The sequence below is a fragment of the Azospirillum sp. UENF 111221 genome (genome assembly GCF_058780625.1).
The window spans coordinates 1,222,993-1,239,023 of sequence record NZ_JBSNCH010000005.1; the positions used below are offsets into that span (position 1 = coordinate 1,222,993).

The window sequence follows — 16,031 nt, forward strand, 5'->3', positions numbered from 1 at the left end:
CGCGCCGGACACTAAAGCCGCCGCCCCGGCAAAGCAAAAGTCGCCCAGGGGGCGGCGGCGTTGTGCGCGGCGCATTACATGCCGGGCGCGTCCTCCTCCGGGTAGGCGGTGATGTGGTGCAACGACAGGTCGGCGCCCTTGTACTCCTGCTCGGGATCGAGGCGGATGCCGACGGTGACGCGCAGCAGGCCGTAGACCGCCAGACCCGAGGCCAGACCGAAGCCGGCGCCGCCCAGCGTACCGACGATCTGGCTGAGGATGGACACGCCGCCCAGGCCGCCCAATGCCTCCTGCCCGAAGATGCCGGCCAGCAGGCCGCCCGTCAGGCCGCACAGACCGTGCAGCGGCCAGACGCCCAGCACGTCGTCGATCTTCCAGTCGATCTGGCACTTGTTGAAGGCCCAGACGAACAGCAGGCCGGCGATGCCGCCGGTGACCAGCGCGCCCAGCGGATGCATCACGTCGGACCCGGCGCAGACCGCCACCAGACCGGCCAGCGCGCCGTTGTGGACGAAGCCGGGGTCGGTGCGGCTGATCACCAGCGAGGTGACGATGCCGCCGACCATCGCCATCAGCGAGTTCAGCGCGACCAGACCCGTCACGCCGTCCAGCACCTGGGCGCTCATCACGTTGAAGCCGAACCAGCCCACGCACAGCACCCAGGCGCCCAGCGCCAGGAAGGGGATGTTCGACGGCGGAATGGCGATCAGCGAGCCGTTGGGCCGGTAGCGGCCGCGGCGGTTGCCGAGGTTCAGCACGGCACCCAGCGCCACCCAGCCGCCGAAGGCATGCACCACCACCGATCCGGCGAAGTCGTGGAAGGGCTGGCCGAAGGTCGCGGCCATCCAGCTTTGCAGGCCGAAGCGGGTGCCCCAGACCGTGCCTTCCAGCAGCGGGTAGAACAGCGCGATCAGCGCCAGCGTGGCGCCGACCTGCGGCCAGAACCTGGCGCGCTCGGCGATGCCGCCCGAGACGATGGCCGGCACCGCGGCGGCGAAGGTCGCGAGGAAGAAGAACTTCACCAGGTCGTAGCCATAGGCCGCGAAGCCGCCGCTTCCCTTGCCGACCAGCGTGTGGGCGTCGGCGAAGAAATCGATGCCGTAGGCCACGGCATAGCCGACGAAGAAATAGGCGATGGTCGACATGGCGAAGTCCGACAGGATCTTCACCAGCGCGTTCACCTGATTCTTGCGCCGGACCGTCCCGACCTCCAGCAGGGCGAAGCCGCAATGCATCGCCAGCACCATCACCGCGCCCATCAGCACGAAAAGGACGTCGCCACCCGTCTTTGCCGCATCCATTTGCACAAACCTTCAGCATTTCGCCCAAAAAAACGGCAGATTGCTAACAGATCAGGCAGATGTGCGCAAGGGCCTGGCTGACGTTTGGACAGGCAGAGTGGCGGAAATGCAGCACAAAAAGCGGGCGAACCCGCTTTGGGTTGCCCGCTGTCTGCGCAAGAACGATGCCAAACGATGAAGAGACGGGCGGAGCTGCCTCCGCCCTAAGCAACGGCTACATGCCGGCGATGGTCATGCCGTCGATGCGCACGGTCGGCGCATCCATGCCAAAGCGCAGTTCCAGGTCGTCGGCCGCCTCCATGTTCAGGAACATGTCCTTGAGGTTGCCGGCGATGGTGATCTCGTTGACGGGATAGGTGATCTGGCCGTTCTCGATCCAGAACCCGCCGGCGCCACGGCTGTAATCGCCGGTGACGCCATTGACGCCCATGCCCATCAGGTCGGTGACGTAGAAGCCGTCCTTGATCTCCGCCAGCATGTCGGCGCGGCTGCGCTTGCCGGCAGCCATGTAGACGTTGGCGGGGGCCGGGCCGGGCGGGCCGGAGGTGCCGCGGGCGGCGTGGCCGGTGGTGGTCAGGCCGAGCTGCCGGGCGGAGCGCAGGTCGAGCAGCCATGTGGTCAGCACGCCGTCCTCGATCAGCGTGCGCCGCGACACTTCGACGCCCTCGGCATCGAAGGGACGGGAGCGCAGGCCGCGCTTCACATGCGGGTCGTCGACGATGGTGATGGAGGACGCGAAGATTTGCTGCCCCATCCTGTCCTTGAGGAAGCTGGTGCCGCGGGCGATGCTGGGGCCGCTGATTGCGCCGGTCAGGTGGCCGAGCAGGCCGCGCGACACCCGCGGGTCGAAGAACACCGGCACCTTGCAGCTCTTCACCCGGCGCGGGTTCAGGCGGCGGACGGCACGCTCGCCGGCCTCGCGGCCGATCTCGGCGGGATCGCGCAGGTCGGCGCCATAGACCTTGCTGTCATAATCATAGTCGCGCTCCATCCCGGTGCCGGTGCCGGCCAGGACAGAGGCCGACAGCGATTGGCGCGATACGCCATAGCTGCCGGCGAAGCCGTTGGAGGCGGCAATCGCGATGGTCGAGCGGCTCCAGCCGGCATCGCCCCCTTCGGAGTTGGTGACGCCCTGGACCGCCAGCGCCGCCTCTTCGGCGATTCGCGCCCGCTCGATCAGCGTTTCCGCCGACGGCTCCTCATCATCGCAGATGTCGAGGTCGGGCCAGCTGCGGGACAGTTGGTCCGGATCGGCGATGCCGGCGAAGCCGTCCTCCGGCACCACGCGGGCCATGGCGATGGCGCGCTCGACCAGTTCGTCCAGCGCCTTGCCGCTGCGGTCGGTGGAGGAGACGATGGCCTGCCGCTTGCCGACGAACACCCTGAGGCCGAGATCGCCGGATTCGGAGCGCTCAAGCTTCTCGGTCTTGCCCAGCCGGTGGGCGAGGGACACGGATGCGCTGTCGAACAGCACGGCATCGGCGGCATCCGCACCGGCGGCACGCGCCTTGGCGATCAGGTCGTCCAGCAAATTCAGGACCCCGGAGGACTCCGTCTTGTGCTGGTCGTTCGGCGAAACGGTCATCAGGCTCTCCGGTTGGTCTCCGTCCTGTCTACCAAATGGGACGGCGACGCGGAACGGGGAAGAGGCAAATTGCCCCCTCCCCGCTCCGCGCCGCCATCGAATACCGGTTTTGGTTGCGGATCAGGCCAGTTCGCGACGGTCGGCCTGGGCGCCCAGCGCCGGAACCTTCAGGGCGAAGGCGCCCTCGCCCAGCAGCGACTGCACCACCAGCAGGACGGTCCAGAAGGCCGGGAACTCCCAACCGCCACCTTGCGCATTGAACACCCAGCCATTGCCGACATGCTGGAGCGTCGCTCCGATCATGATCGGCAGAAGGGCGAGCGCGATCCAGCGGGTGTAGACGCCGGCAATCAGCAGCAACCCGCCGCCGATCTCGCCCAGGATCACGAGATAGGCGAAGACGCCGGGATAACCGATGCTCTCGAAATAACCGACGGTGCCGGGAATGGTGAAGGTCAGCACCTTCAGCACAAGGCCGTGCGCCAGGAACAGCAGGCCGAGGCCGACACGCAGCAGGAAGGCGGCATAGGGGGCGGTGCGAGTGTCGATCATGGTCAGGGTCTCCTCGATCAGGTGGGCCAGATGGGCCGCGTTTTGTCTGAGGAGAAGATTAGGCCGGATCGGCACGCGGGATAATCCGCAGAGTTGGTGAAGGTTTGTTGCGGCCTTGGAAACAATGCCGGACAGACCGCCCTTTCCCTCAGCGGAAAAGGGCGGATTTGCGCATTACCCCCGCTTCCAGGTCGTACCTTGCGGACCGTCTTCGAGGACAATGCCCTTGTCGGCCAGTTCCTTGCGGATGCGGTCGGCCTCGGCGAAGTTCTTCGCCGCGCGGGCGGACTTGCGGTCGACGATCAACTGCTCGACCTCGGCGTCGCTCAGCCCTTCGCCCCCACCGGTCGGCGCCCAGCGGAACCATGCCTCCGGCTCCTGCTGCAACAGGCCGAGCTGTTGTCCGGCCGCCAGCAGCGCGCCTTTGGCCGCGGCCTTCTCGGCATCGCTCTTCGCCTTGTTCACCGCGGTCGCCAGCTCGTGCAGATGCGCGATGGCGAGCGGACTGTTCAGGTCGTCCTCCAGTGCCGCCAGCACGTCGAAGGGCAGCTCGGCCGGAATCGCCGCCGGCTCGCCGCGCAGCGCTTGATACCAGCGGTCGAGCGCTCCCTTGGCCTGCCGGATGCCCTCGCGGGTGAAATCCAGCGGCTGGCGGTAATGCGCGCTCAGCAGGGTCAGGCGGATCGCCTCGCCCGGGAACTCGTCCAGAAGATCGTGGACGGTGAAGAAGTTGCCGAGCGACTTCGACATCTTCTCGCCTTCGACCGTCACGAAGCCGTTGTGGACCCAGGTGCGGGCCAGCCGGTCGGTGCCGTTGGCGCAGCAGCTCTGCGCGATCTCGTTCTCATGGTGCGGGAAGATCAGGTCCAGACCGCCGCCATGGATGTCGAAGGTCGCGCCGAGATGCTCCTTCGCCATGGCGGAGCATTCGATGTGCCAGCCCGGACGGCCGCGGCCCCAGGGGCTGTCCCAGCCGGGCTGGTCGGGGCTGCTGGGCTTCCACAGCACGAAGTCGGAGGCATCGCACTTGTAGGGCGCCACCTCGACCCGCGCGCCGGCGATCATGTCCTCGAGCGAGCGGCGGGACAGCTGGCCATAGCTCGGCATCGACGGCACGGAGAACAGCACATGCCCTTCCGCGGCATAGGCGTTGCCGCGCTCGATCAGCGTGGCGATCAGCGCGATCATCTGGCCGATATGCTGGGTCGCCCGCGGCTCGATGGTCGGGCGCAGCGCGTTCAGCTCGTCCATGTCGGCATGGAACAGATCGGTGGTGCGGGCGGTCAGCGCGTCGATCGGTTCGCCGCTGTCCCGCGCCCGGTCGATGATCTTGTCGTCCACATCGGTGATGTTGCGGACATAGGTCACCGCCGGATAGAGCCGCGACAGCAGCCGGAACAGCAGGTCGAACACCACCACCGGCCGGGCGTTGCCGATATGGGCCGTGTCGTAGACGGTCGGACCACAGACATACATGCCGACATGGTCCGGGCGAAGCGGCTCGAAGCGCTCCTTACGGCGGGTCAGCGTGTTGTAGAGGTCCAACGGCACGGTCCGAACTCCCAGAAAATATAGTGTTTCAGGCGGTTTCGCCGGCCAAGCGCCGGAGGCTGCGCGCCCGTCCGATCAGGGGTAGCAGGTTCTTCAATTCCGGTCCATGGTCGCGCCCGGTCAGCGCGCGGCGCAGAGGAAGGAAGAGATTCCTTGCCCTTGCGGCCCGTCGCCCCCTTCACCGCATTGGTCCAGGCGCCCCAGGTGCCGAGGTCCCACGGCCCGTCGGGCAGCAGCGCCGCCGCCTGGGCCAGGAAAGCGGCATCCTCCACCAGCGGCGTCACCGGCGCATGGGTCACCGCCCACCAGTCCTGCGCGTCGCCCAGCCGCGCCAGATTTGGCCGCACCGCGTCCCAGAAAGCGGCGTCGGCGCCGGTCAGGCCCAGCGCCTCCAGCCGGGCGGCCACCGCCTCGAACGGCGTCAGGTGCAGGATGCGGGCGTTCAGCCGGCCCAACTCCTCGGGGTCGAACTTCGGCGTTCCGCGGGCGATCTTCGACAGGTCGAACTCCGCCACCAGCTCGTCCAGCGTCAGCCGCGCCTCGATGGGGTCGGAGGTGCCGAGCTTCGCCAGCAGGCTGTTGACCGCCATCGGCTCGATGCCGTCCTCGTCGCGCAGGCTGCCGACCGACAGGCTGCCCAGCCGCTTCGACAGCCCCTGCCCGCCGGCATCGGTCAGCAGCGGCAGATGGGCGAAGGTCGGAACAGCCGCACCGAGCGCTTCAAAAATCTGGATCTGCACCGCGGTGTTGGCGACATGGTCCTCGCCGCGGATGATGTGGGTGATGGCGAAGTCGGCGTCATCGACCACGCTGGTCAGGGTGTAGAGCGGCCGGCCATCCTCGCGGATCAGCACCGGATCGCTCAGCGACGTGCCCTCGAACCGCACAGGCCCGCGGACGAGGTCGGTCCATTCCACCGGAGTCGGGGTCAGCTTGAAGCGCCAATGGGCCTTGCGGCCCTCCCCTTCCAGCCGGGCGCGGTCCCCGTCGGTCAGGCGGAGTGCCGCACGGTCGTAGATCGGCGGACGGCCCTGCGACACCAGACTGGCGCGCTTGAGGTTCAGTTCCTCCGGCGTCTCGTAGCAGGGATAGAGCCGGCCGGCGGCCTTCAGTGCGGCTGCCGCCTCGTCATAGCGCGGATAGCGGTCGCTTTCGCGGGCGAAACGATCCCAGGTCAGGCCCAGCCAAGTGAGGTCAGCCGCGATGGCGTCGGCGAATTCCTGGGTGGAGCGCTCCTCGTCGGTGTCGTCAAGCCGGAACATGAAGCTTCCGCCGGTCTTGCGCGCAAACAGCCAGTTGACGAGGGCAAGCCGCACATTGCCGACATGGATGCGGCCGGTCGGGCTGGGGGCGAAACGGACGGCGGTGGACATGGCAGGACTCGGGTTGCAAACGGGACAGGCGGGCAGTCCTAGCACGGTCGGCGCGCCTTCCGAAAGCGGTCCGCGACCGATGCATCTGCGCAACAGGTCGGGCATTGCATCGGTTGCCACGGTAGGCGCGGGAAACGGGCTGCGTTAGCTTGGCGGCAAATCCAATCTCGGAGACATCCTATGGCGGACAAGAGCTTGCGCATCGGCGTCGTGCTGTCGGGCTGCGGCGTGTATGACGGCACGGAAATCCACGAGGCGGTCTGCACCCTGCTGGCCATCGCCCGGGTGGGGGCGGTCGCGGTATGCTACGCTCCCGACATTCCGCAGGCCCATGTCGTCAACCATTTGACCGGCCAGGAGACCGGCGAGAGCCGCAACGTGCTGGTCGAGTCGGCCCGCATCGCCCGCGGCAAGATCACCGCGCTCAGCGAGTTCTCGGCCGGCGACGTCGATGCGCTGATCTTCCCCGGCGGATTCGGTGCCGCCAAGAATCTCAGCGACTTCGCCTTCAAGGGGGCCGACTGCTCGGTCAACCCGCAGGTGGTGGCCGCCGTCGCCGCCATGCGTGCCGCCGGCAAGCCGATCGGCGCGCTGTGCATCGCGCCGGCCATCCTCGCCAAGATCCTGGGCCAGCAGGGGGTGGAACTGACCGTCGGCAACGATCCCGGCACCGTCGCCGCCCTGGAAGCGATGGGGGCGGTCCATCGCACCACCACCCATGGCGAGATCGTGGTCGATCCGGGGCTGAAGGTGGTCACCTCCCCCTGCTACATGCTGGACGCCACACTGGCCCAGATCGCCGAGGGGGCGGAAAATACCGTCAAGGCTCTGGTCGATCTGGTGAAGTAACGAAGACGAGTTCACGACGAAGGGGGTAGCGATACCTCCTTTGTCACGGCCAATGTCACAAAGCTGGGCAATAATTCATTAACCGCCTTCCCACACCCTTTGCCTCGGTTTCTTTTTATCAGGCGAGGGTTGGCGATGACCTGCATTGTGGGATTGGTGGACGGCGATCGCGTGTGGATGGGCGGCGACAGCGCCGGGGTGAACGGGCTGGACATCACCGTCCGCGCCGACACCAAAGTGTTCCGCAACGGCGACAGCCTGATCGGCTTCACCAGCTCCTTCCGCATGGGCCAACTGCTGCATTACCGGCTGGAGGTCCCATCCCGCGACCATGACGCCGACCTGTTCCGCTACATGGTCGTCGACTTTGTCGATGCCGTCCGCAACTGCCTGAAGGATGGCGGCTACGCCCACCGCTCCAACGACGTGGAGACGGGCGGTACCTTCATGGTCGGGCTTGAAGGCCGTCTGTTCACCGTGCAGTCCGACTATCAGGTCGGCGAGGCGGTGCGCGGCTACCACGCCATCGGCTGCGGATCGGACTATGCGTTGGGTTCGCTCGCCTCCACCGTCGGCCAGCCGCCGGAAGAGCGCGTGCTGAAGGCCCTGGAATGCGCCGAGCTGTTCAACGGCGGCGTCCGTGCGCCCTTCACCATCCAGTCCAGCCTGCGCCGCCCGCAGCTGGCGTTGACCGAAGCCGCGTAAGCTCCGACTTCGACCTCTTTAACCTTTGACCGAGGTCAAAAGAAATGGCGAAGGTTGTTCTACGGTCATTCAAAGCTACGTGACGTATGGCTCCCTGTCCTGCCGTACTGCAGGACAGGGACTTACCACAAAAAAACTTTGGACCGCGGGGACGATGCCTGCATGACATCGGGATGGGCGTGAAGAAGCGCCGCTCTTCCCTTCACCCTGCCCGCTCTACGGCAGATCGGTGAAGCCGCCGGCAATCGGAAAGCGCCGCAGCCGCGTCGCCGGCCGGCGCGACACCTGCGGACCCGGCGGAGCCCTGCGACGGCCCGCTTCCGCCTGAACCACCAGCCGCCAGACCGCCATCACCGTCTCTGCGGCATGGCCGCGCGCCATGAGGCCGGCAGGTGCCAGCCCCTCATCGATCAGAGCAGCCAGCAGATCGTCCAATGCCTCCGCCGGCGGCAGCCCAGCCGGGGCTTCGGCCTTCATCCGGCGTGTCAGCACCCGCTCCGGCACCACGAGCCCGGCCGGCCCGCGCGAAGCCGCCGGCTGGTTGCCGTTGCGCCAGCGCGCCAGTTCCAGCACCGCCGTCTTCGGCACGTCGGCCAGCACGGCATAGCCGAACCCCGTCTCTTCCGGTGCAAGGCCGAGCAAGCGGTCGGTGCGGTCGACGCTCGACAGCAGCAGGGCGCCCATCCGCTCCGCCAGCGCCGCCAGGGTCGCGGCACGCAGGCGGGAATGCATCCGGTCGACCGCCACGGTCGGTTCGCGGCCGGCAAAGGCGGGTGCCAGCAGCGAGTCGGCGGCCTTCAACAGCGGCGCCAGCGCAACATTGTCGAGGCGGCAGCCCAACAACTCCACGATCTCCGCCGCGTCGTCCAGGCTGTCGGCCAGGGTTCCGGCAAACTCCGCCTCCGGACTGCCCGGCAGCGGTGCCCGGACCGCCAGCACCCGCTCCGGCCCCAGCGCATCGACGGCAATGGCAGCGACCAGCGCCGAGTCCAGCCCGCCGGTCAAACCGACCACCGCTCCCGGCGCGCCGGATTTCGTTACGGCATCGTGCAGACCCAGCACCAGTGCGCCATAAAGCGCCTCAGTTCCTTCGGCCGGAGCAATCGTTTCGGCATCGGAACTGTCCCAACCGTCATCGTCTCCGCGCTCCCACCGGGTCAGCAGAAGATGTTCGGCGAACAGCGGAGCCTGGGCGACCAGCCGCCCGCCGGGAGCGAGCGCGAAGCTGCCGCCGTCGAACACCCGCTCGTCCTGCCCGCCGATGAGGTTCACGATGGCCAGCGGCAAGCCGCATTCCACCACCCGCGCGACGGCGGCCTGGACCCGCTCATCGGCGCGACCGGGAGCGAAGGGACTTGCCAGCATGGCCACCAGCAGCTCGGCACCGCTTTCCGCCAGCGTTTCCGCAACGTCGCCGGTGGCCAGGTCGCCGCCGACCAGCAGGCCGATCCGCACCCCGCGAACATTCACCGGACCCGGCATCAGACCGCTATCGAAACGATCCTCCTCCGGCCCACCGATTTCGCCGAAGTCCGTTACGGCCTGGAAACGAACCGCAGAAATCTTACCGCCATCCAGCAACAGCGCGGCATTGTGACGCTTCGATCCATTGCGCCCCAACTCCCCAGTCACCGATTCCCCGCGCCAGGGCACGCCGACCAGCAAGGCCGGTCCACCGTCGGCGGTCTCCTCCGCCAGCGCCTGCACCGTTGCCTCCACCGCGTCGAGGAAGGCGGGAAGTGCGGCCAGATCCAGCAACGGGGCACCGGACAGGCCGGCGGCGGGGCAGACGACCAGATCGGCGCCGCGCGCCGCGGCCTCAGCCCTTGCGGCGCGGAGTCGATCGGCATTCGCGGCGAGGTTGCCGGCGGCGGGATTGATCTGGGCGAGGGCGATGGACAGTCGGTTCGTCATGATGGCTGGCTCCCTTCTTCCGGGTCCTTTGGCGATAAGGGTAGCAGCCCCTTCTCCTTGGTGAAAGCCGCGGCTCGTCGCAGCTCATCACGCAGGCGGAACAAGTGGCGGCAAGTTATCGGATGTAGTTTCACAGTCGTCGACACTTAGTAAGGAAACGAATTTGTTTCAATCATTGAAAGAAATCCATGAAATTAACAAACGGTAAAGGTTGCCGGCATCATGCTTCCGCTTGCACACAAACAACGCGATGCGGGGGCATCCATGTACTACACGGAGCTCAGCGGCCCGAACGGCAAACCGTCGGTGCTGTCCACGGCTGTGCAGAACGGCTCGTCAAAGACGGCCGGCACGGTGAAGGACGCGCTGGCCAAATCGGACGCGAAAACAGTGGACGGCGACAAGGCAGACAAGAAGTCCCAGTCGCCGGCCTACACCATCAGCCAGTCGATGGAATCGCTGCTGGACAGCATGACCGGCAAGAGCGGCGCCCAGGCCGCGGGCGGGGCAGCGGGCGGCGGGAGCGCCCTGGCGTCCGGCAGCGGCGTGGACCGTGCCAAGCAGGCCCAGTCGCTGATGCAGTCGGCACTGGATCATGGCAAGGGTTTGGCCGGCATGTTCGGCAAGGGCATTGACGCCCTGAAACAGGGTCTCGGCGACACGCTGAGCGCGCTCGGCGTTCCGCAGAACCGGATCGACGATGCCGTGAAGGGCTTCGGCGACGGGCTGAAATCCAAGCTGGACGGCATGAATCTCAGCGACCTGTCGGTGGACATGCAGGCCACCCAGTCCCAATGGTCGATCGAGTCGCACGGGATCGACCTGGAAATCCAGGACGGCGACCGCAGCGTCAAGATCTCCTTCGCGAAATCGACCCTGGACTTCCGCCGCGACGACCAGCGCCTGCAGGCCTCGCTGGGCAAGGGCGGCGACATGGCACTGAGCGCCACCGGCATGACCACCACCGCCACCGGCAAGTCGACCGGCATGATCGTGCGGTCGGAAGGCTTCAGCGAGGATGAGATCAAGGACATCCTCGGCAAGCTGAACGACATGGCCGCCAAAGGCGGCGGCGGTGACGGGATGAAGGGGCTGGCGGTGCTGAAGCCGACCACCTCGAAGGACGGCGTCACCAAACTGACGCTCGACCTGTCCAATCCGATCGCCGGGCTGTCGGCCGGCAAGGCCGCCACGGCGGCGGCCGGAGCGGCGGCCAGCGGGTCGGCCTCGACTCCTGCAAAGTCGCAGGGCGTCGATCTGACTGCCTGAGCCGGTCCGATGCGTTCATTGTCACAGCGCCGGCCCGGATCCGTCCGGACCGGCGCTTGCCCATGAGTGATGGCTTCTTTACAAGCGGTCGCGGTGCCGGGCCCGCTGGGCCGGGCGCCGTCCGATCTCCCGGAACCATCGCCCGGATGAAGACATGACCGACCGCGACACGCTGCTGGCCCTGAACCAAGCCTTCTACAGGGCCTTCACCAACCGCGACGCCGCCGCGATGGAAGCCCTCTGGGCGGAAACGCTGCCCATCTCCTGCATCCATCCCGGCTGGACCGCCCTGTTCGGGCGCGACGCCGTGCTGACAAGCTGGCGCGACGTTCTGCGCACACCCAGCGGCATTACGGTGGCGGCTCGGAACGAGCGGGTCACCCTGCACGGCAACACCGCACTGGTGGTCTGCGAGGAAACGCTGGGCGATGCCGTCCTGGCGGCCACCAACCTGTTCGCCCGCGAAAACGGCAACTGGCGTCTCGCCCATCATCAGGCTGGTCCCATCGCTCCGGCCCGCGCCGATGTCGAAATCCCGGTCAAGCCGCTGCGGCGCCTGCACTGAACCGTACCGCGGCTGCACGACCGGGCCTCAGGGCAGACTCGCCACCTCCGGCCGCGCTTCCAACCGGCGGACGAGGTCGATCACCACATGGTCGGCGGTGACCTGATCGGGATCGCTGTTGGTCAGGGCCACAACGCCCCAGCGATGCGCCTTCGAGAAGGCGATGTAGGCGTTGAAGCCGCCGGTGGAGCCGGAATGCCAATGGATCGGCGTGCCGTCCGTGGCCCAGGCGACGAACCATCCGAGCGCCATCGCTCCGCTTCCCAGGCTGCCGGGGTCGGCCAACGACCGGCCATCGACCTGCACCGACTGCGCCAGCGCCAGGGTGGCTGCCACCGGCGGCGCACAGCCGTGACCGTCCGGCCCAACGGCGGCAGCGCCTGGGCAATCGCCGAGATTGGCGGAGAGCCAGCGCAGCAGATCGTCGGCCGAGGAATAGAGGCCGAAGGCAGGCAGCATCGCCGGCGCCTCCCAATCCGGCACGGTCCGGCCGTGGGCATGGCCAGCCGCCTTGCGCATCCGCTGCTCCGCCGTCGGGTGCAAGGTGGTGTCGCGCAGCCCGAAGCGGTCGGTCACCACCCGTTTCAGTAAGGTCTCGTAAGGCTGGCCGGCGGCGGCGGCCAGCGCCTCGCCCAGCACCGACATGCCGGCATTGGAATAGCTGAAACGCAAGCCCGGCGGCACCGGCAGCCGGTAATCGGACAGCCACAGCGCCAGCTCGCCCCGCGACAGCGGTTTATAGGGATTGCGCGGGTCCTCCAGCCGGCTCCAGGAGAAGCGGGAGGTTTCCGGCACGTTCGGCAGGCCGGCGGTGTGGGTGGCAAGATCGCGCAGCCGGATCGGACGGCCGTCATAGTCCGGCACATGGGAGACCGGGACCGCGCCGACCCGGCGCAGATGGCGCTGGAGCGGGTCGGTGGGGTCGATCCGGCCCTCCCGCATCAGGTCCGCCATGATGGTGCCGGTGAAGGGCTTGGTCAGCGACGCGATCTGGAACAGGGTACGCCCGTCGGCCGGCCCGCCATCGGGGCGCCCGGCATCGCCACGCCCGACCACCAGCGTCCGGCCGTCGCGGATGACGCCGACCACCAGGCTGCCGGTTCCGGCCGCCGGCTGCCGCTCCTCCACCGCACGGGTGACCGCATCGACCAACGGGTCCGGAGCCCGGTCCAGCCCGATGGCCCCGGTCGGACCGAGCGGAACGCTCCACAGCAGCAGGCACAAAGCGCCCCAGAGCAATCCGTGCCGCAGCCCGTGTAGCAGTCCGCGCCGCATGCACACCTCCACCCCGTCCCAATCGCGAGGCTGGAGAGTGGGCAGACGTACGACCGGCGGACAGGTCCGCGAAGGGCGATGCGGCGAAAGACGGGACGGGAGCCGCCGGGGTACTCCCCAGCCGCTCCGCCACCGCCCATCAGGTCAGGCTTGGCAGGCTGGCGCCGGTTTTCCGTCAGCGCCTATTCGGTGGGGATTTCGGCCCTTGGCGGACGGCGGTCCTTGACCACCGACAGCGGCACGTCGTCGGCGGCGATCTCCAGGATCGGATGGCCGTCCAGCAGCGACGGGCAGCGCTTCACCTGGGTGAAGGCCAGGAAGAAGTCCGCCTTGCGCCAATCCGGCTCGATCCCGTTCACCAGGCGCAGCCAGGGCGGCAGCTCGAACCGCACCGCCAGCGTGTTGCCGCAGACGGTCAGCGTGTATTGCCGCGGCGGGGCATGGCCGTCATTCTCGCGCTCGACATACTCGATCAGCTCCTGCAATGCCTCGTGCAGGGAATTGCCCCAGTAATCCAGCTCAAACTTGCCGTCGGCGCCGCGTACGCCCCCGACGAACTGGTTGTAATAGACGTACTGGTTCGGATGCATGGCGCCCAGCTGCCAAGCGTACACCACGGCGACCACGGTCATCGCGGCGGCGAACCCCTGCCCCAGCGCCCGGCCGCCGTGCTGCGACAGCGTCCACAGCCGGTCGGCGGCGATCGCGGCCATCACCACGAAAGGCGGCGCCAGGAACAGGAAATGGCGGATGCCGTTGTAGACCGACGGCCGCATCAGCACGAACAGCAGGATCGGCAGGAAGCCCGCCAGCACCAGCGGGGTGTAGCGGACCACGGTGAAGGCACCGGCGCGCCGCCAGCCGCCGCGGGCCAGCCACACCGCCGCCATGATGACCGCGGCCCCGACACCGATCACCACCGCTTCCGGCAGCTTCACCGCCAGATAGACCGGCAGATACAGGGCGGGCGGGTCGTTCGAGTGGACCAGCTCGCCCATGAACAGCGTCTGGATGTCGATCGGGAAGTGGGAGACGACACGCAGCGCCTCCAGCGGGTTGCGGAACGGCCGCTGCACCACCCAGGGCCAGAACACCGCCATGATGGCGTAGGCGACCGGGATTGCCGGCCACAGGGACAGGAAGGCGCGCCGCGCATCGGCCAGCGCCCAGCGGTGCCCCTCCTGCCGGGTGACCAGCGCGAAATGCAGCGCCATGGCGACCGCCAGATAGAAGCCGGCCAGCACCGCACCGACGCGGATCGCCAGCGTCATGCCCAGCACCAGCCCGAACTTCAGCACGGCGCTCCGGCTGGGACGCGGCATCTGCTTCAGGATGCGGGTGGCGAAATAGAGCGTCCACACCATGCCGGCCGCAAAAGGCACGTCCTTGGTGTTGTTGAACATGGCGCCGTAATAGACGCCGCTCAGCGACAGCAGGGCCGCCGCGATGAAGCCGGCGCGGGGACCGGCCAGCAGCCGGGTGTAACGCCAGGTTCCGGCAATGCCCAGCACGCCGACCAGCGCGCAGAGCAGGTGCCGCGTCTCATACTCCTCGAAGGGGGAGAAGGGCACGATCACCGCGGTGACGAGGTCGAACAGCCCACCGTAATAGGCCAGATCCTTGAAATGGAAGGCCGACCGGTCCTGAAAGCCGCTGAGGTAATAGGAGAGCAGCTTCTTGCCGTAGATGTGCTGCACCTCCTCGTCGGTGCTGATGCCGTAGCTGAGGAAGGTCAGCGCCGCCAGGATCAGCACGCCCAGAAGAAGCGCGCGCGACAGTCCGTCCCACAAGGCCGCCTCGCCACGCGGCAGCGCGCGGCCGGCCGCCGTGGCGGTGGAGGGTGCGGCGCTAGCTGGACGCGGACGGCGGGAAGCGCCACCGGCATCCTCCGCGTCGCCGGTGTGCAGACGGGACTCGATGCTCATCGGCGCGGCTCCTGCCCCGCTGTTCCGTCGCCGAAGCTTTCGCCGACAGGGTCCAGGTCATGCTCGTGCCGGCCGTCCGCCGGACCGAAGCCGTGGGCGGAGCGGACGATGAACAGCGGACGCCCCTTCACCTCGGCGAAGACGCGGCCCAGATAGTCGCCGATGATGCCCAGGGTGATCAGTTGGAGGCCGCCCAGGAACAGCACGGCGACCAGCAGCGACTCATAGCCGGGCACGTCGATGCCATGGATCAGCGTGCGGATCAGCCGGATCAGGATATAGACGAAGGCAACGCCGGACATAGCCATGCCGACCAGACTCCAAACCCGCAGCGGGAAGGTGGAGAAGGCCGTCAACCCGTCGAAGGACAGGCGCAGCAGCTTGACGAAGCCCCATTTGGTGTCTCCTCCGGCACGCTCGCCCTGCTCGTAGGGGATCGCGGCCTGACGGAAACCGACCCAGGCGAAAATGCCCTTCATGAAGCGCGTGCGCTCCGGCATCCGGTTGATGACCTCGACGACGCGGCGGTCCATCAGGCGGAAATCGCCGACCTCGCGCGGCAGCTTGATCTCCGACAGATGGTCGAAGACCCAGTAGAACAAACGGGCGAATAGCCGGTGCTTCAGGCTCTGCCCGACACGGGCATGGCGCACCGCGACCACCACGTCGAACCCCTCGCGCCACTTGGCGATAAAAGCCGGCAGCAGTTCCGGCGGATGCTGCAGATCGGCATCCATCGGTACGATGGCGTCGCCGGTGGTGTGGCTGAGCCCGGCGGAAAGCGCCAGTTCCTTGCCGAAATTGCGCGACAGGTCGACGACCTTCACCCGGGGCTCGCGGTCATGGACGTCCAGCAGCCGGTCGACGGTGTCGTCACGGCTGCCGTCGTTGACGCACACCACCTCCCAATCCATTCCGAGCCCGTCCAGCACCGGCACCAGCCGGGCGAACAGGGCGTCGATGTTGGGGCCCTCGTTGTAGAAGGGAATGACGACCGACAGGCAGCCGCGCCGTGGACGGCCGTATCGGTCCGCCGGGGGGCGACTGGCCGCAGGACGGGCGGGAACGGTGCGGGCATCCGGGGAAGCCGCGGAAAGGGGCGCGTCGGGAATGGACATGGCCAGCCGTCGGATCAAAGCGTCAGGGACCGGGAGATGGGGGATCGGC

12 protein-coding genes and 1 pseudogene are annotated in these 16,031 nt (G+C 67.7%); 4 read left to right on the top strand and 9 right to left on the bottom strand.

Annotated elements, in window-relative coordinates:
* Nucleotides 1-74 precede the first annotated feature (74 nt).
* The 5 genes and pseudogenes from ACWPN3_RS20305 to gltX form a co-directional block, all read right to left on the bottom strand.
* Complete coding sequence (locus tag ACWPN3_RS20305; protein WP_492240950.1) at nt 75-1,301, bottom strand: ammonium transporter; 1,227 nt, start codon at nt 1,299-1,301, stop codon at nt 75-77.
* A gap of 214 nt (nt 1,302-1,515) precedes the next feature.
* Entirely contained in the window at nt 1,516-2,886 is a 1,371-nt protein-coding gene (locus tag ACWPN3_RS20310) for a TldD/PmbA family protein (protein WP_109445806.1), read from the bottom strand.
* Nucleotides 2,887-3,006: 120 nt separating this feature from the next.
* Nucleotides 3,007-3,438: a DoxX family protein gene (locus tag ACWPN3_RS20315; RefSeq protein ID WP_492240951.1), complete on the bottom strand. Its 432-nt coding sequence runs from the start codon at nt 3,436-3,438 to the stop codon at nt 3,007-3,009.
* 174 nt (nt 3,439-3,612) lie between these two features.
* On the bottom strand, nt 3,613-4,989 hold the full coding sequence (gene cysS, locus ACWPN3_RS20320; protein ID WP_492240952.1) for a cysteine--tRNA ligase: 1,377 nt from the start codon (nt 4,987-4,989) through the stop codon (nt 3,613-3,615).
* 28 nt (nt 4,990-5,017) lie between these two features.
* Nucleotides 5,018-6,362: pseudogene (gene gltX / locus ACWPN3_RS20325) on the bottom strand (glutamate--tRNA ligase).
* 180 nt (nt 6,363-6,542) lie between these two features.
* Between gltX and elbB the strand changes: the two are divergent.
* Nucleotides 6,543-7,211, top strand: a complete 669-nt coding sequence (gene elbB / locus ACWPN3_RS20330; protein ID WP_492240953.1) for an isoprenoid biosynthesis glyoxalase ElbB — start codon at nt 6,543-6,545, stop codon at nt 7,209-7,211.
* Between the two features lie 135 nt (nt 7,212-7,346).
* Nucleotides 7,347-7,916 (top strand): hypothetical protein, encoded by a 570-nt coding sequence (locus ACWPN3_RS20335; RefSeq protein WP_109445798.1) that lies wholly within the window; start codon nt 7,347-7,349, stop codon nt 7,914-7,916.
* A 216-nt stretch (nt 7,917-8,132) separates the two neighbouring features.
* On the opposite strand, the gene nadE is transcribed toward ACWPN3_RS20335, so the two are convergent.
* Nucleotides 8,133-9,830, bottom strand: a complete 1,698-nt coding sequence (nadE, locus tag ACWPN3_RS20340) for an NAD(+) synthase (protein ID WP_492240954.1) — start codon at nt 9,828-9,830, stop codon at nt 8,133-8,135.
* 264 nt (nt 9,831-10,094) lie between these two features.
* Here nadE and ACWPN3_RS20345 point away from each other — a divergent pair, with 264 nt between their 5' ends.
* Entirely contained in the window at nt 10,095-11,099 is a 1,005-nt protein-coding gene (locus ACWPN3_RS20345) for a hypothetical protein (protein WP_247872936.1), read from the top strand.
* A gap of 154 nt (nt 11,100-11,253) precedes the next feature.
* On the top strand, nt 11,254-11,664 hold the full coding sequence (locus tag ACWPN3_RS20350; RefSeq protein WP_109445792.1) for a nuclear transport factor 2 family protein: 411 nt from the start codon (nt 11,254-11,256) through the stop codon (nt 11,662-11,664).
* Between the two features lie 27 nt (nt 11,665-11,691).
* Here the strand turns inward: ACWPN3_RS20350 and ACWPN3_RS20355 are convergent, their stop codons facing one another.
* The 3 genes from ACWPN3_RS20355 to ACWPN3_RS20365 all read right to left on the bottom strand — a co-directional run bounded on the left by ACWPN3_RS20355 (nt 11,692) and on the right by ACWPN3_RS20365 (nt 15,982).
* Nucleotides 11,692-12,939, bottom strand: coding sequence for a serine hydrolase domain-containing protein (locus tag ACWPN3_RS20355; protein ID WP_492240955.1), 1,248 nt, complete (start codon nt 12,937-12,939; stop codon nt 11,692-11,694).
* Nucleotides 12,940-13,121: 182 nt separating this feature from the next.
* Nucleotides 13,122-14,864 (bottom strand): ArnT family glycosyltransferase, encoded by a 1,743-nt coding sequence (locus tag ACWPN3_RS20360; RefSeq protein WP_492240956.1) that lies wholly within the window; start codon nt 14,862-14,864, stop codon nt 13,122-13,124.
* Nucleotides 14,861-15,982 (bottom strand): glycosyltransferase family 2 protein, encoded by a 1,122-nt coding sequence (locus tag ACWPN3_RS20365; protein WP_109445786.1) that lies wholly within the window; start codon nt 15,980-15,982, stop codon nt 14,861-14,863. Before ACWPN3_RS20365 ends, ACWPN3_RS20360 begins: the two co-directional genes overlap by 4 nt.
* Between the last annotated feature and the right edge of the window lie 49 nt (nt 15,983-16,031).

Bases quoted from the DNA above. Each gene is read 5' to 3' on its own strand.
- ACWPN3_RS20310 (WP_109445806.1), bottom strand. From the start codon at position 2,886: ATGACCGTTTCGCCGAACGACCAGCACAAGACGGAGTCCTCCGGGGTC.
- ACWPN3_RS20305 (WP_492240950.1), bottom strand. From the start codon at position 1,301: ATGGATGCGGCAAAGACGGGTGGCGACGTCCTTTTCGTGCTGATGGGC.
- elbB (WP_492240953.1), top strand. From the start codon at position 6,543: ATGGCGGACAAGAGCTTGCGCATCGGCGTCGTGCTGTCGGGCTGCGGC.
- ACWPN3_RS20350 (WP_109445792.1), top strand. From the start codon at position 11,254: ATGACCGACCGCGACACGCTGCTGGCCCTGAACCAAGCCTTCTACAGG.
- nadE (WP_492240954.1), bottom strand. From the start codon at position 9,830: ATGACGAACCGACTGTCCATCGCCCTCGCCCAGATCAATCCCGCCGCC.
- ACWPN3_RS20345 (WP_247872936.1), top strand. From the start codon at position 10,095: ATGTACTACACGGAGCTCAGCGGCCCGAACGGCAAACCGTCGGTGCTG.
- ACWPN3_RS20360 (WP_492240956.1), bottom strand. From the start codon at position 14,864: ATGAGCATCGAGTCCCGTCTGCACACCGGCGACGCGGAGGATGCCGGT.
- ACWPN3_RS20315 (WP_492240951.1), bottom strand. From the start codon at position 3,438: ATGATCGACACTCGCACCGCCCCCTATGCCGCCTTCCTGCTGCGTGTC.
- ACWPN3_RS20355 (WP_492240955.1), bottom strand. From the start codon at position 12,939: ATGCGGCGCGGACTGCTACACGGGCTGCGGCACGGATTGCTCTGGGGC.
- ACWPN3_RS20365 (WP_109445786.1), bottom strand. From the start codon at position 15,982: ATGTCCATTCCCGACGCGCCCCTTTCCGCGGCTTCCCCGGATGCCCGC.
- ACWPN3_RS20335 (WP_109445798.1), top strand. From the start codon at position 7,347: ATGACCTGCATTGTGGGATTGGTGGACGGCGATCGCGTGTGGATGGGC.